The sequence below is a fragment of the Comamonas sp. JNW genome, assembly GCF_003105075.1.
Classification (GTDB): Bacteria; Pseudomonadota; Gammaproteobacteria; order Burkholderiales; family Burkholderiaceae_C; genus Comamonas; species Comamonas squillarum.
Genome location: NZ_QETI01000028.1, coordinates 1 through 12,164 on the forward strand (window position 1 = coordinate 1; position 12,164 = coordinate 12,164).

Annotated in this window: 11 protein-coding genes; 3 read left to right on the plus strand and 8 right to left on the minus strand. The window is 66.1% G+C overall.

Annotated features, from left to right (window positions below; translation table 11 throughout):
- The first annotated feature begins 70 nt into the window (after positions 1 to 70).
- Positions 71 to 889, plus strand: coding sequence for a sigma 54-interacting transcriptional regulator (locus DCO45_RS22235; RefSeq protein WP_347707653.1), 819 nt, complete (start codon positions 71 to 73; stop codon positions 887 to 889).
- 69 nt (positions 890 to 958) lie between these two features.
- Positions 959 to 1,804, plus strand: coding sequence for a creatininase family protein (locus DCO45_RS22240; RefSeq protein WP_116927850.1), 846 nt, complete (start codon positions 959 to 961; stop codon positions 1,802 to 1,804).
- Between the two features lie 18 nt (positions 1,805 to 1,822).
- Here the strand turns inward: DCO45_RS22240 and DCO45_RS22245 are convergent, their stop codons facing one another.
- The 7 genes from DCO45_RS22245 to DCO45_RS22275 form a co-directional block, all read right to left on the minus strand.
- Complete coding sequence (locus DCO45_RS22245; protein ID WP_116927843.1) at positions 1,823 to 2,791, minus strand: threonine dehydratase; 969 nt, start codon at positions 2,789 to 2,791, stop codon at positions 1,823 to 1,825.
- A gap of 3 nt (positions 2,792 to 2,794) precedes the next feature.
- A complete protein-coding gene (locus DCO45_RS22250) occupies positions 2,795 to 3,520 on the minus strand; it encodes a VOC family protein (protein WP_243419462.1) in 726 nt (241 codons plus the stop codon).
- Positions 3,517 to 4,455, minus strand: coding sequence for a PhzF family phenazine biosynthesis protein (locus DCO45_RS22255; RefSeq protein ID WP_116927844.1), 939 nt, complete (start codon positions 4,453 to 4,455; stop codon positions 3,517 to 3,519). Before DCO45_RS22255 ends, DCO45_RS22250 begins: the two co-directional genes overlap by 4 nt.
- A 22-nt stretch (positions 4,456 to 4,477) precedes the next feature.
- Positions 4,478 to 5,362 carry a PhzF family phenazine biosynthesis protein gene (locus tag DCO45_RS22260; protein WP_116927845.1) on the minus strand — a complete coding sequence of 295 codons (885 nt, stop codon included), beginning with the start codon at positions 5,360 to 5,362 and terminating at the stop codon, positions 4,478 to 4,480.
- Positions 5,363 to 5,439: 77 nt separating this feature from the next.
- Positions 5,440 to 6,081, minus strand: a complete 642-nt coding sequence (locus tag DCO45_RS22265; RefSeq protein WP_116927846.1) for a glutathione S-transferase — start codon at positions 6,079 to 6,081, stop codon at positions 5,440 to 5,442.
- Between the two features lie 110 nt (positions 6,082 to 6,191).
- A complete protein-coding gene (locus DCO45_RS22270) occupies positions 6,192 to 7,379 on the minus strand; it encodes a PLP-dependent aminotransferase family protein (protein ID WP_116927852.1) in 1,188 nt (395 codons plus the stop codon).
- Positions 7,380 to 7,644: 265 nt separating this feature from the next.
- A complete protein-coding gene (locus DCO45_RS22275) occupies positions 7,645 to 8,241 on the minus strand; it encodes a LysE family translocator (RefSeq protein ID WP_116927847.1) in 597 nt (198 codons plus the stop codon).
- Positions 8,242 to 8,477: 236 nt separating this feature from the next.
- On the opposite strand from DCO45_RS22275, the gene DCO45_RS22280 reads away from it, so the two are divergent.
- Positions 8,478 to 9,944, plus strand: a complete 1,467-nt coding sequence (locus tag DCO45_RS22280; RefSeq protein ID WP_116927848.1) for a PLP-dependent aminotransferase family protein — start codon at positions 8,478 to 8,480, stop codon at positions 9,942 to 9,944.
- A gap of 40 nt (positions 9,945 to 9,984) precedes the next feature.
- Here DCO45_RS22280 and DCO45_RS22285 read toward each other — a convergent pair whose 3' ends face one another.
- Complete coding sequence (locus tag DCO45_RS22285) at positions 9,985 to 11,901, minus strand: ATP-binding cassette domain-containing protein (RefSeq protein ID WP_116927849.1); 1,917 nt, start codon at positions 11,899 to 11,901, stop codon at positions 9,985 to 9,987.
- Positions 11,902 to 12,164: the final 263 nt, after the last annotated feature.

Consider the following 12,164-nt stretch of genomic DNA (forward strand, 5'->3'; position numbering starts at 1 on the left):
GCTCAGCTGCTTGGGCACCCAGCCACCACCTTGGCCCAGGAACTCCAGCCAGACCCCGGCCTCCAGGCGCTTGCCGCCAATCCACAGCCCCACGCTGTCCATCAATTGCGCGGCGATTCCGGAGCATTTGATCGAGGCCGAGCTGTTTGGCTACGAGTCCGGGGCTTTCACCGGCGCCCGGCGCGATGGCCAACTGGGCCGCTTGCGCGAGGCCCAGGGCGGCACGCTTTTCCTCGATGAAATTGGCGATATGCCGCTGGCGCTGCAAACCCGTTTGCTGCGTGTGCTGCAGGAGCGCAGCATCACGCCGTTGGGCGGCGGCAAGGCCCAGCAGCTCGATTTTGCGCTGGTCTGTGCCACCCACCACCAGCTGCGCGAGGCGGTGGCGCAGGGGCGCTTTCGGGCCGATCTGTTCTACCGTATCAACGGCCTGGCCTTGCAGCTGCCCGCGCTGCGCGAGCGCAGCGACCGCGAGGCCATCACCCGCCGCTTGCTGGACCAGTTCAACCCCAGCCAGCCGGTACGGCTGCATCCTGATCTGGCCTTTGCAATGGCGCACTACCCCTGGCCCGGCAATCTGCGCGAGTACGCCAACGCGCTGCAGACCGCATCGGCGCTGTTGCTGCCCGGCGAGGACACGATTGGCTGGTCGCAGCTCTCCGACGATCTGGCGCAGGAGCTGCTGCGCTACCGCGAGGGCGCGCCGATGGCGGTAGCCGCTTTGGCCGCGCAAGCGCAGCCACCCAGCCTGCCGGCCACCGATCTGAAAACCCTCTCGCACACCGCCATTGCGCAGATGCTGCAGCAGTGCCGGGGCAATGTATCACAGGCGGCCAAGCTGCTGGGCATCAGCCGGCAGACCCTGTACCGCCGGCTCAAGACGGCTTAGGCTTAGCTGCATGGCCTAAGATAGCTGCTGCGCCGGCACATGGTGTGCCGCCTGTTTGTTGGAATGCCCATGCCCGCCTCTGAAAACCCTGCTGTCGCCACCTGGTCTTCGCGCTGGTGGGCCGATATCAGCACGCGCGAATTTGCCCAGGCGCAGACCAGCGGCCTGGCGGCCAGCACGGTGGCGGTGCTGCCCGTCGGTGCGGTGGAGCAGCATGGCCCGCATTTGCCAGTCTCTGTCGATGCCACCTTGCTGCAAGGCATTGTGGCGGCGGCCATGCCGCTGCTGCCAGCCGATGTGCCCGTGCTGGTGCTGCCGGCGCAGAACATTGGCCTGAGCACCGAGCACCTGAACTTTCCCGGCACCTTGAGCCTGCCGCCCAAGCTCATCATCGACCTGTGGACGGCGCTGGGCCAGGCGGTGGCGCGTGCGGGTATCCGCAAGCTGCTGATGTTCAACACCCATGGCGGGCAGGTGGCGGTGATGGATATCGTCGCGCGCGAGCTGCGCATCGCCCATGGCATGCTGGTCTACAGCAGCAGCTGGGGCAGCCTGCCGTTGCCCGCCGAGGTAATGGGCCTGTTCAGCGCCGAGGAACACCGCTTTGGCATCCATGGCGGCGAGGTGGAAACCTCGATGATGCTGCACCTTGCACCCGCGCAGGTGGACATGGCGCAGGCGGGTTGCTTCGATTCCACGTCGCAGGACCGGGCGCGGCGCTTTGCGATTGTGGGCAATGGCAAGAGCGCCAAGATGGGCTGGGCGATGGAAGACTACAACCCCTGCGGCGCCGTTGGCAATGCCGCGGGCGCCACGGCAGAGAAAGGCCGGGCGGTGGTCGAGGCAGCGGCCCAGCAACTGGCCTTGCTGCTGCAGGAGATCCACCAGCTGGCGTGGACGGTGCCACCCCACTGATGTCTTGCCGGCGAAGAATCAGCCGCGCAGCACCTGGCTGAACACGGCCGCATCGACATTGCCGCCGGTCAGCGCCAGGCCCACGGTCTGGCCGGTGATCTGTTCGCGCTCCTGCAGCGCGGCGGCCAGGGCGCCGGCACCGGCGCCTTCGGCCACATTGTGGGTGTCGGTAAACAGGAAGCGCATCGCTGCGCGCACCTCGTCGTCGCTGACGGCCACCAGGTGGTCCAGGTGCTGGCGCAGCACCGGCAGGGCCATCGGGTCAGCGCGGCGCACGGCCATGCCGTCGGCAATCTCGGTGCTGACCACGGCCTCGACCACTTCACCGGCGGCGATGGAATCACGGTAGGTGGTGGCGCCTGTGCTGATCACGCCGACAATGCGCACCGGGTGCTGCAAGGCCAGCTTGGCCGCCACGGCGGCGCAGGCGCCCGAGCCCAGGCCAATGGGCACATAGACGGTCTGCAAATGCGGCACGGCGCGCAAAAATTCCCACCAGTAGGTACTGACGCCACTGACCAGGTCCGGGTGGTAGCTGGGCACCATGTGGGCGCCGCTGTGCTCGGCCAGCGCCATCGCATGTTCGCGGGCGGCCTGGAAGTCCTCTCCGTGCTCGATCAGCTCGGCGCCCAGCGAGCGCATCGCCATGTTCTTCTCGACCGAGTTGCCATGGGGCACGACGATGGTGCAGCGCACGCCATGGCTGCGCGCAGCCCAGGCAATGCTCTGGCCATGGTTGCCGCGCGTGGCGCTGATCACCTGCGCGGGCAGGGTGCCGCGCGCTGCCATCTGTGCAAAGTAAGACAGACCGCCCCGGATCTTGAACGCGCCGACGGGCGTGTGGTTCTCGTGCTTGAGCCAGCACTCGGCCCCCAGGCGTTCGCCCAGCAGCTGCCAGCGGTACTGCGGCGTGGCCTGGAACTCACGGTAGACGATGCGGGAGGCGGCCTCGATTTCGGCGAGGCTGGGCAGGGAGATGGCTTGCATAGATCAGAAAAAAGGGTGCGTTGAAGAGCGGGTCAGAGACGGCTGCGTGCGCAGCTGCACCAGCCCCTTGGGCGTGTGCAAATGCGCGACCAGCGCAGGCGTGGGCGCTTGGGCCACCTGTAAGGCGGGGTGGCTGCCCAGGCCTATTGCCTGCAGCGCGGTGTGCAGGGCCGCTGCATCGGGGTGCAGCAGCTGCAACTGCTGCAGTGCAACGCCTTTATCCGCCATGCTGGCTTCCGGGTGCTGGTCTCCCCATTCAATCAAGGTGGGCAGCAGGCCTTGGAGCAGGCGCTGGCCATCGGGGCGCAGGCCAATTTGCCAGGCCAGCAGGCCCCGGGGCGTTTGCCGGCTGGCGGCCTGGGGCGTGCCGGCGCCATAGCCCAGGGCGCGCAAGGCCTCGGTCGCTTGTGCTATGCCGCTGACGCGCGCGACCCAGTGGGTCAGCTGCGGCCCCTGGCTGCGCACCTGCGCCTGCAGTGCGGCATCGTCCATGTCAAACCAGCGGCGGTGGCTGCGGGGCGCCTGGCCTTGCGGGTCGATCGCGATGACCTCCAGGTAGCTGGCGGCAAAGGCTGGGCTGCTGATGCGCAGCAGGCGGTTGTGGGTGCCCATGAAGGCATGCTGGCCGCCCGCATCGGGCGTCACGCCCAAGCTCGCCTCGCACCAGGCCAGGCCTTCGTCCAGGCTGGCGGCCATGACAACCAGGTGGTCCAGTCCGGCGCCGTTCACAGCAGCACCTCGCCCTGGATGCCTGCGGAGATATGGCCGCCCACCCAGACCTGGCCTGCCGCATCCTGCGCAATGTTGACGATGCCGCTGCGGTCCAGGTTGATGCCCTGGCTGGCGACATAGGGGGCCTGCAGATGGCCCTCGGCCAGCAGCCACTGGGCCAGGCTGGCATTGAGGCTGCCGGTTATCGGGTCTTCGCTGAGGCTGGTGCCGGTGTTGAACCAGACGCGCACCTCGATATCGGCCTCCGGTGGGCGGCTGGCCTGGCCTGTGGCGCCGTCAAACGCACGCGCCTCGCGGCTGGCGCGGCCGATCAGTGCCTTGCCCGCTTGCGGGTACAGCGCGGCCACGGCCAATTCCATGCCCAGGCCATGCAGCGCCGCCAGATCAGGCTGGATCGCAAGCACGGTGTCGGGGTCGTCCAGCAGCAAGGCCCAGAACACGGGGCCGTTGTTGAGTTTTTGGCTGGTCAGCACCTGGTCTGCCTGCAGCCCGATGGCCTGCAGCACCGGGGCCAGCTCGGCCGCGCTGATGGCGCTGCGGCTGAGCGAGGGTGCGGCAAAGGCCAGCCGGCCATTGCGCGCGTCTTGCTGCAAGGGCACCAGGCCCTTGGCGCATTCCTGCACAATGCGGCCGGTCTGCTGCGGCTGGCCGCCGGCTGCGAGCCAGGCGTGGCAACTGCCCAAGGTCGGGTGGCCGGCAAAAGGCAGCTCGCCGCCGGGGGTGAAGATGCGCACCCGGTAGTCCGCCCCCTGGGCGCGGCCCTCGGGTGTGGGTGGCAGCAAAAAGGTGGTTTCGGACAGATTGGTCCAGCGGGCAAAGGCCTGCATGGCCTCGTCGCTCAGGCCCTCGCCTTCGAGCACCACGGCCAGCGGGTTGCCACGGTAGGCGGTTTCGGAAAACACATCGACCTGCATAAAGGCGCGTGTACGCATAAGAGCTTCCTTTCTTCGGTATTCAGAGAACGACGTGGCCGGTGACCACGCTGTGTACCCGCCCCTGCACCCAGATCTGGCCCTGCGCATCGGCGACCAGGCGCATGCGGCCCGCGCGGCCGATCGCCGCCCCTTGCTGCACGCGGTAGGGCAGAGCGATATGGCCCGCCGCGCTGAGCCACTGGGCCAGGCTGGCATTGAGGCTGCCGGTGGCCGGGTCTTCGGCGATGCCGTGGGCGGTCAAGGTGATGCCACGCACTTCCAGCACAGGTTCTGCCGCATTCGCGCCACTGCTGGGCTGGTGGAGGGCGCAGAGGCCGGCCTTGACGCCCAGCGCCCGCAGCCCGGCCGCGTTGGGCTGGGCGCGGGGTAGCACCTCTATATCGCGCATCAGCAAGCCCATCCAGCGCGATCCATTGTCCAGCCACTGCGTGGCGATCAGGTCACTGGCCTGCAGTGCCAGGGCGGCCAGCACCTGCGCCTGCACACCGGCGGGTACCTCGCTGCGCTGCAGCGGTGGCGCGGCAAAGGCCAAGCCCTCCAATCCGGCAGCAGCCGAGCGTTGGATGCTGACCAGGCCTTTGGCGCATTCCTGCACCACCCGCTGCGCCTGGCGCGGTGTGCCGCCGGCGTTGAGCCAGGCCTGGCAGCTGCCCAAGGTCGGGTGGCCGGCAAAGGCCAGCTCGCCTGCCGGGGTAAAGATGCGCAAGCGGTAATCGGCGCCACCGTCGGCCCCCTCGGCCGTGGGCGGCAGCACAAAAGTGGTTTCGGACAGGTTGGTCCAGCGCGCAAAGTCCAACATCGCCGCGTCGCTGAGGCCCTCGCCATCGAGCACCACGGCGAGCGCATTGCCTTGCAGGGCATGGTCGGCAAATACATCGAGCTGGGCAAAGCGGCGTGGCTGCATGGTGGTTGGGTCTTGGTGGGCAAAAAAGAGCAGGGCGCGCCGTTGTGGCGCGCTGCGGGGAGCGGGCTCGGTGGCGCTTATTCGATCGTGATATCCAGCACGCCCCGACTGGCCGGGCGGGCCAGCATCGCGGCAAACCAGCGTTCCACATGCGGGTAGTGGGGGCGCTGGTAGGCGGTGGCGGGCAGGTTCCACCAGCGGTGCACTTCGCAGGCGACGGGGATATCGGCCATGCCGAACTGCGCGCCTTGCAAGTAGGGGTGGCTGGCCAGATGGCGGTCCAGCAGTTGCAGCAAGGGCTCCATCGCGGCGATGGAGGCGGCGATCTTTGGCGCATCGCGCTGCGCGGGGGCGGTGCGGATGAGCTGGATGAACGCATCGCGCCCGGCGGGGTTCATCGTCGTTTGCTGCCAGTCCATCCAGCGCTCGGCGTCAAAGCGCTGGGCCAGCGCTGCCGGGTAGAGCACGCCGGGCGCGTAGCGGGCGCAGAGGTAGCGCACGATCACATTGGACTCGAACAGGGTCAGCCGCATGGCGCCTTCGCCGTCTTCGATGGCCGGCACCATGGCATTGGGGTTGCGGGCCAGGTACTCCGGCGTCTGCGTGCCGCCAAACTTGCCGCCGGTGTCTATGCGCTCAAACGCAACGCCCACTTCCTGCGCGGCCCAGACGGCCTTGCGCACATTGATCGAGCTGATGCGGCCCCAGATTTTCAGCATGTCTCTTCCTTGGTATTGGCGCGCGGCCCGCGCACAGGCGGGCTGCGTGGTGGTGTGGCCAGAGTGCCTGCCTTGCGGACTGGTGCTCTGGCGATCAGGCCTCTGCTGGCTTATCGCGCTGCCAGCGCGGCCCGCACCGTATCGGCCAGCGCCCGGATGGCGATATCGATCTGCTCTTCCGAGGCCGTTACATAGGACAGGCGCATCGTGCGGTTGTCGGGCTGGCTGGCATAGAAGGCGCTGCCGGGCACATAGGCCACATTGCGCTCGACGGCAGCTGGCAGCATGGCGACGGTATCAATGCCTTCGGGCATGCGCAGCCAGAGGAACATGCCGCCCGTCGGCGTGGTCCACTGCACATCCAGGTCCGCGAAATGTTCAGCCAGCGCGGCCAGCATCGCATCGCGCTGCTTTTTGTAGAGCGCGCGGATGGTGGGCACATGCTGGTCCAGAAAGCCGCTTTGCACCACCTCGGCCACCATGCGCTGGTTGAAGGTGGGCGTGTGCAGATCGGCCGCCTGCTTGGCCTGCAGCAGCTTGGTGTAGACGGCCTTGGGCGCCACCACATAACCCAGGCGCAGGCCGGGTGCCAGCACCTTGGAGAAGGAGCCCAGGTACACGCCGCCCTCGGGGTTGCGGGCGGTCAGCGGGGCAGGGGGCGCCTGGTCGTACCAGAGGTCGCCATAGGGGTTGTCTTCCAGAAACGGAATGCCTAAGGTGGCCAGGCGGTCCACCACGGCCTGGCGGCGGGCGTCGTCCATGCTGCGGCCGGTCGGGTTCTGGAAGTTGGGCAGCAGGTAGACCATGCGTGCCTTGTCCGCGCCTTCTCCGGCTTTGCGCACCAGGTCGTCGGGGATCACGCCCTGGTCATCGCTGTCCACGCCCACCACCTGGGGTTGCTGGGGTGAGAAGGCCTGCAGCGCGCCCAGGTAGGTGGGGGTCTCCACCAGCAAGCGGCTGCCCTCGTCGAGCAGGATCTTGCCCATCAAATCCAGGCCCTGCTGGGAGCCGGTGGTGATCAGCACCTGGTCGGGGCTGACGTCCCAGGGCAGCTGCTGGGCCACAAACTCGCGCAACGGGGCATAGCCTTCGCTGGCGGCGTACTGCAGCGCGGAGGCGCCGTCTTGCAGCAGCACCTTGTCCGCCGCTTCCTTGAAGGCCGCGATCGGGAAGGTCTTGGGGGAGGGCAAGCCACCGGCCAGGCTGATGATGCCGGGCTTCTCGGTCACTTTCAGGATCTCGCGGATCACCGAGGGGTTCATGCTGGCGGCGCGTTTGGCCAGGGTCCAGTTCGTCATCATTTCCTCATCTCATTACAGGTAGCCGGGGCGACATCGCCCTGGCCGGGGTGGATGCAGCGCAGAGCCACCTTGGGGTTGGCGTATTGGCGGGGCCGGGCGTCTGGGATGGCACACGGCGGGCGGCCTCTGCCGGCAGGCTTTTGGCCTGCATGTTGGTTGGTTTGCAGGGGCAGGCCTCATCTCGGGCCTGCCAGTAGGGCTTTGATTGTCCGTCTAGCGGTGGGCTTGAGGGTGGTGGCACAGGCTTTGTTTCTTCCGGGCTTCAGGCCTTGATCATCCAGGCTGCGGTCAGCACCAGGATCAGGGCCATCGCCCGGTTGAACCACAGCAGGCGCTGGCCCTGGGCCAGCCAGCTGCGCAGCAGCGCGCCAACGGAGGCATAGAGAAAGTTGCTGGCAAAGGCGTAAAACAGCATCACCGGCAGCACGATGGCCAGGCGCGTCAGCGCATCCTGAAAGCCGACAATCCAGCCCGCGACAATGGCCAGCGCCAACAACCAGGCCTTGACGTTGACGAACTGCAAGCCCACGGCCTGCCAAAAACCGAGCAGATGGCCGTTTTGGGCCTCAGCCAATCGGCCGCTGCGGCTGAGTTTGTAGGCCAGCCAGACCAGGTAGACAATGCCGACCGCCTTGATGGCGCCTTTGAGAGCGGGCGCCGCCATGACCAGCGCACCCACGCCGCTGGCGCAAAGCAGCAGCAGGGCGCCCCAGCCCAGGGGCACGCCCCAGACAAAGCGCATCGCGGGTTTGAGCCCCCAGTTGGCACCCATGGCTGCCGCCATCGTGGTGTTGGGCCCGGGGGTGAAGCTCATGGCCGTGGCCAGTACCAGAAATGCGCTGAACTCTACGGCGGTCATGGTCGTTGTCATGGTGATCGTATCTACGGCCCTTGGGGGATCCCATCATGCCCTGCCGCTGCAGCATTCCGGCAGAGCGAGGGGGCGGTCCGGTTGCGGCGGGGACAGTCTGGGCCTCGGGGGCAGGCTTGCCAAAAAATAATGTAGCGCTGATAGCAATACAGTTACAGTACAGACAGAAAATCAATACCATGAACTGTATTGGTGCCAAAACCAGTACATCTCACTCTTTTGCCATGCTGACCCGCGATACCACCCATACCCTGACCGAGCAACTGGCGGCGCGCTTTGCCGAACGCATTCGCTCGCGCCTGCTGCCGGCCGGCGCGCGGCTGCCATCGGTGCGGGCCTGCGCTGCCCAGCAAAGCGTCAGCCCTTATACCGTGGTCGCGGCCTATGACTTGCTGCAGGCCCAGGGCTTGGTCGAGGCGCGCCGCCAACGCGGCTTTTATGTGCGTGACTATGTGGCCAAGGCCGTGGTCACCGCGCCATCCGCTGCCCCTGCGGCCAAGGACAAGACCTTGAAGGATGCGGTGTCGCTGTCGCTGCCGGCGGCCTCTGCCCGCATCAATGCGACCTCGCTGATCCGGGGCATGATGCACAAGGCCACGCACCCGCAGCCGGGGGCGGGCATGTTCCCGCCCGAATGGCTGCAGAACCAGTTTTTGCAATCGGCGCTGCGCAAGGTCGTGGGCTCGGACGCGCTGCATGCCATGCACTGGAGCTACGGCGCGCCGATGGGCGATGAACTGCTGCGCACGCTGCTGGCCGATCGCCTCAAGGCGCTGGGCTTGCCGGTGGCGTTGGAGCAGGTGATGACCACGATGGGCGCGACCCAGGGCCTGGACATTGTCAGCCGCACCTTGCTGAGAGCCGGTGATGCGGTGATGGTCGAGGAGCCGGGCTGGTCGGTGGAGTTTGCCCGGCTTGCGGCGCTGGGCATGCAGGTGCTGCCGGTGCCGCGCGGGCCCGATGGCCCGGATCTGGCCGTCATGCGCCATTTCTGCGAAACCCATGCGCCCAAGCTCTATGTCAGCGTCAGCGTGCTGCACAACCCCACCAGCTACAGCCTGCACCCGGCAGCCGCCCACCAGGTGCTGCAACTGGCGCAGGCCTTCAATTTCTACATCGTCGAGGACGATACTTACAGCCATATTGCCCCCGAGCATGCCACGCGGCTCAGCGTGCTCGATGGCTTGAAGCGCAGTATCTATGTGAGCGGCTTTGCCAAGATTCTGGCGCCCAACTGGCGCGTGGGTTATATGGCGGCGCCACCCGATCTGGTGGACCGCATGCTGGACACCAAGCTGCTATCGACCTTGACCAGCCCGGCGCTGATGGAGCGCGCGATGGCGCTGTGTATGGAAAACGGCCAGCTGCGGCGCCATATCGAGCGCATGCGCAGCCACCTGGTGCAGGCGCGCAAGCACAGCGTGCCGCTGGCGCTGGAGGCTGGTTGCCGGTTTGTCACCGAGCCCGCAGGCATGTTCGGCTGGGTCGATACCGGCATGGATACCGAGGTGCTGGCCCAGCGCATGCTCGATGAAAACTACCTGATTGCGCCAGGCAGCCTCTTTCATGCGAGCCGCCAGCCGTCCACGCTGATGCGCATAAACTATGCCTGCACGCAGGACCCGAGCTTCTGGCGGGTTTACCAGCGGGTGCGCGCGGAGTTTGCGCAGGCCGAGTCCATGCCGCGCTGAATCGCTAAGAACCTGTTCAAAGGCACAGCGCGGCGCCGGATCAGCTGGCCAGCTCTTCCCAGCGCATCAATGCTTCAAGCAGCTGCTCTTCAATGGCGGCATCGCGCTGCTGCAACTGCATCGCCTGGCCATAGTCCTTGGTGTAGAGGCTGCCATCGGCCAGCTTGGCCTGGATGTCCTTTTGCTCGGCCTCCAGCTCGGCAATGCGGGCTGGCAAGGTGTCCAGGTCGCGCTGGTCCTTGTAACTCAGCTTGCGCTTGGGCTGTGCGCTGGGCACGGCGACTGCAGCTGGCGCTGGCGCGGGGGCAGCGGCGGCGGCCTTGCTCTCTTTGGCCAGCTTGCTGGCTTGCGCAGCATCCCGCTGCTCGGCAATCTCACGCGAGCGGCGTGACTGGATCAGCCAGTCCTGCACCGAGCCCTCGTACTCGCGCCAATGGCCATCGCCTTCGGCGGCGATGATGCTGGTGACGACGTTGTCCAAAAAGGTCCGGTCATGGCTGACGAGGAAGACCGTGCCGTCGTACTGCTGCAGCAGGTCTTCCAGCAGGTCCAGGGTGTCGATATCCAGGTCATTGGTGGGTTCATCGAGCACCAGCACATTGGCGGGGCGGGCAAACAAGCGGGCCAGCAGCAAGCGGTTACGCTCGCCACCCGACAGGGAACGCACCGGCGAGTGCGCGCGTGCGGGCGAGAACAGGAAATCGCTCAGGTAGCTTTTCACATGCTTGCGCTGGTTGCCGATCTCGATCCATTCGCTGCCCGGGCTGATGAAGTCCTCCAGGGTTGCATCCAGATTGATGGCATCGCGCATCTGGTCAAAATAGGCCACCTGCAGGTTGGCGCCCTGGCGAATCGTGCCGCTGTCTGCGGCCAACTCGCCCAGAATCATCTTCAGCAAGGTGGTTTTGCCCGCGCCATTGGGGCCGAGCAGACCGATCTTGTCGCCGCGCAGCACCGTGGTGCTGAAGTTGCGCACAATGGTCCGGTCGCCAAAACGCTTGCTGACATCGGTCAGCTCGGCAACGATCTTGCCCTGGTAGGCGCTGCCCGTGCCCGAGGCAATGTCCATCTTCACACTGCCCTGGGCGGTGCGGCGTGCGGCATGCTCGTTGCGCATCACCTTGAGCCGCTCGATCCGGCTCTGGCTGCGCGTGCGGCGGGCTTCGACGCCCTTGCGGATCCAGATCTCTTCCTGGGCCAGCAGTTTGTCGGCCTTGGCATTGATCACCGACTCTTGTGCCAACTGCTCCTGCTTTTGCACGACGTACTGCGCAAAGTTGCCGGGGTAGCTGCGCAGCTGGCCACGGTCCAGCTCGACAATGCGGGTCGCGACCGCATCCAGAAAGGAGCGATCGTGGGTAATAGTAATGATGCTGCCCTTGAACTCCTTGAGCAGGTCTTCCAGCCAGGCGATGGAGTCCAGATCCAGATGGTTGGTCGGCTCATCGAGAAACAGCACATCGGGGCGCAGCACCAGGGCCTGGGCCAGGGCCACGCGCTTTTTCACTCCGCCTGAGAGGTTGCCGACGACCGCTTGTGGGTCCAGGTGCAGGCGCTGCAGGGTTTCTTCCACGCGCTGCTCCCAGTTCCAGGCATCAAAGGCCTCAATCTGGGACTGCAGTGCATCCAGGTCCTCGCCGTCTTCGGCGGCAAAGTAGCGGTCACGGATGGCGGTCACTTCCGCCAGGCCGTCAGAGGCCGCTTCAAAGACCGTGTGCTCCAAGTTCAGGTTGGGTTCCTGGGCCACATAGGCGATGCGCAAGCCGTTTTGCAATTGCAGATTGCCGTCATCGGCCTTCTCCATGCCCGCCAGAATCTTCAGCAGCGAGGACTTGCCTGCGCCATTGCGGCCAATGAGGCCAACCCGCTCCTGGGACTCCAGAGCGAAGTCAGCGTGGTCCAGTAAGGCAACGTGGCCAAAGGCCAGTTGCGCGTCTAATAAGGTAATCAATGCCATGTTGGCGCCATTATCGGGTGCGCGCCAACCGGGCCCTGGTTGCAGGGAGATCGGCCCTGGCCGCGGCCCGTCTGCAGGGGCTACCATGGCTTCGGGCCGTCATCGGTAGGTCATGCAGATGCTGTCCAATCAGAAATTTTCGCCAACTGCGTGACGCCTCGGGAAAACGCCTATACAATAGCGTCTATCGACAGCACGATGCCTTGCAAAGCTGCCAGACTCGAAAGAGGGCGGTTCGCAAGGTTTGCTTTTTTGAGGTGCTG

Bases quoted from the DNA above. Each gene is read 5' to 3' on its own strand.
- DCO45_RS22275 (WP_116927847.1), bottom strand. From the start codon at position 8,241: ATGACCGCCGTAGAGTTCAGCGCATTTCTGGTACTGGCCACGGCCATG.
- DCO45_RS22285 (WP_116927849.1), bottom strand. From the start codon at position 11,901: ATGGCATTGATTACCTTATTAGACGCGCAACTGGCCTTTGGCCACGTT.
- DCO45_RS22255 (WP_116927844.1), bottom strand. From the start codon at position 4,455: ATGCGTACACGCGCCTTTATGCAGGTCGATGTGTTTTCCGAAACCGCC.
- DCO45_RS22265 (WP_116927846.1), bottom strand. From the start codon at position 6,081: ATGCTGAAAATCTGGGGCCGCATCAGCTCGATCAATGTGCGCAAGGCC.
- DCO45_RS22280 (WP_116927848.1), top strand. From the start codon at position 8,478: ATGCTGACCCGCGATACCACCCATACCCTGACCGAGCAACTGGCGGCG.
- DCO45_RS22240 (WP_116927850.1), top strand. From the start codon at position 959: ATGCCCGCCTCTGAAAACCCTGCTGTCGCCACCTGGTCTTCGCGCTGG.
- DCO45_RS22270 (WP_116927852.1), bottom strand. From the start codon at position 7,379: ATGACGAACTGGACCCTGGCCAAACGCGCCGCCAGCATGAACCCCTCG.
- DCO45_RS22245 (WP_116927843.1), bottom strand. From the start codon at position 2,791: ATGCAAGCCATCTCCCTGCCCAGCCTCGCCGAAATCGAGGCCGCCTCC.
- DCO45_RS22260 (WP_116927845.1), bottom strand. From the start codon at position 5,362: ATGCAGCCACGCCGCTTTGCCCAGCTCGATGTATTTGCCGACCATGCC.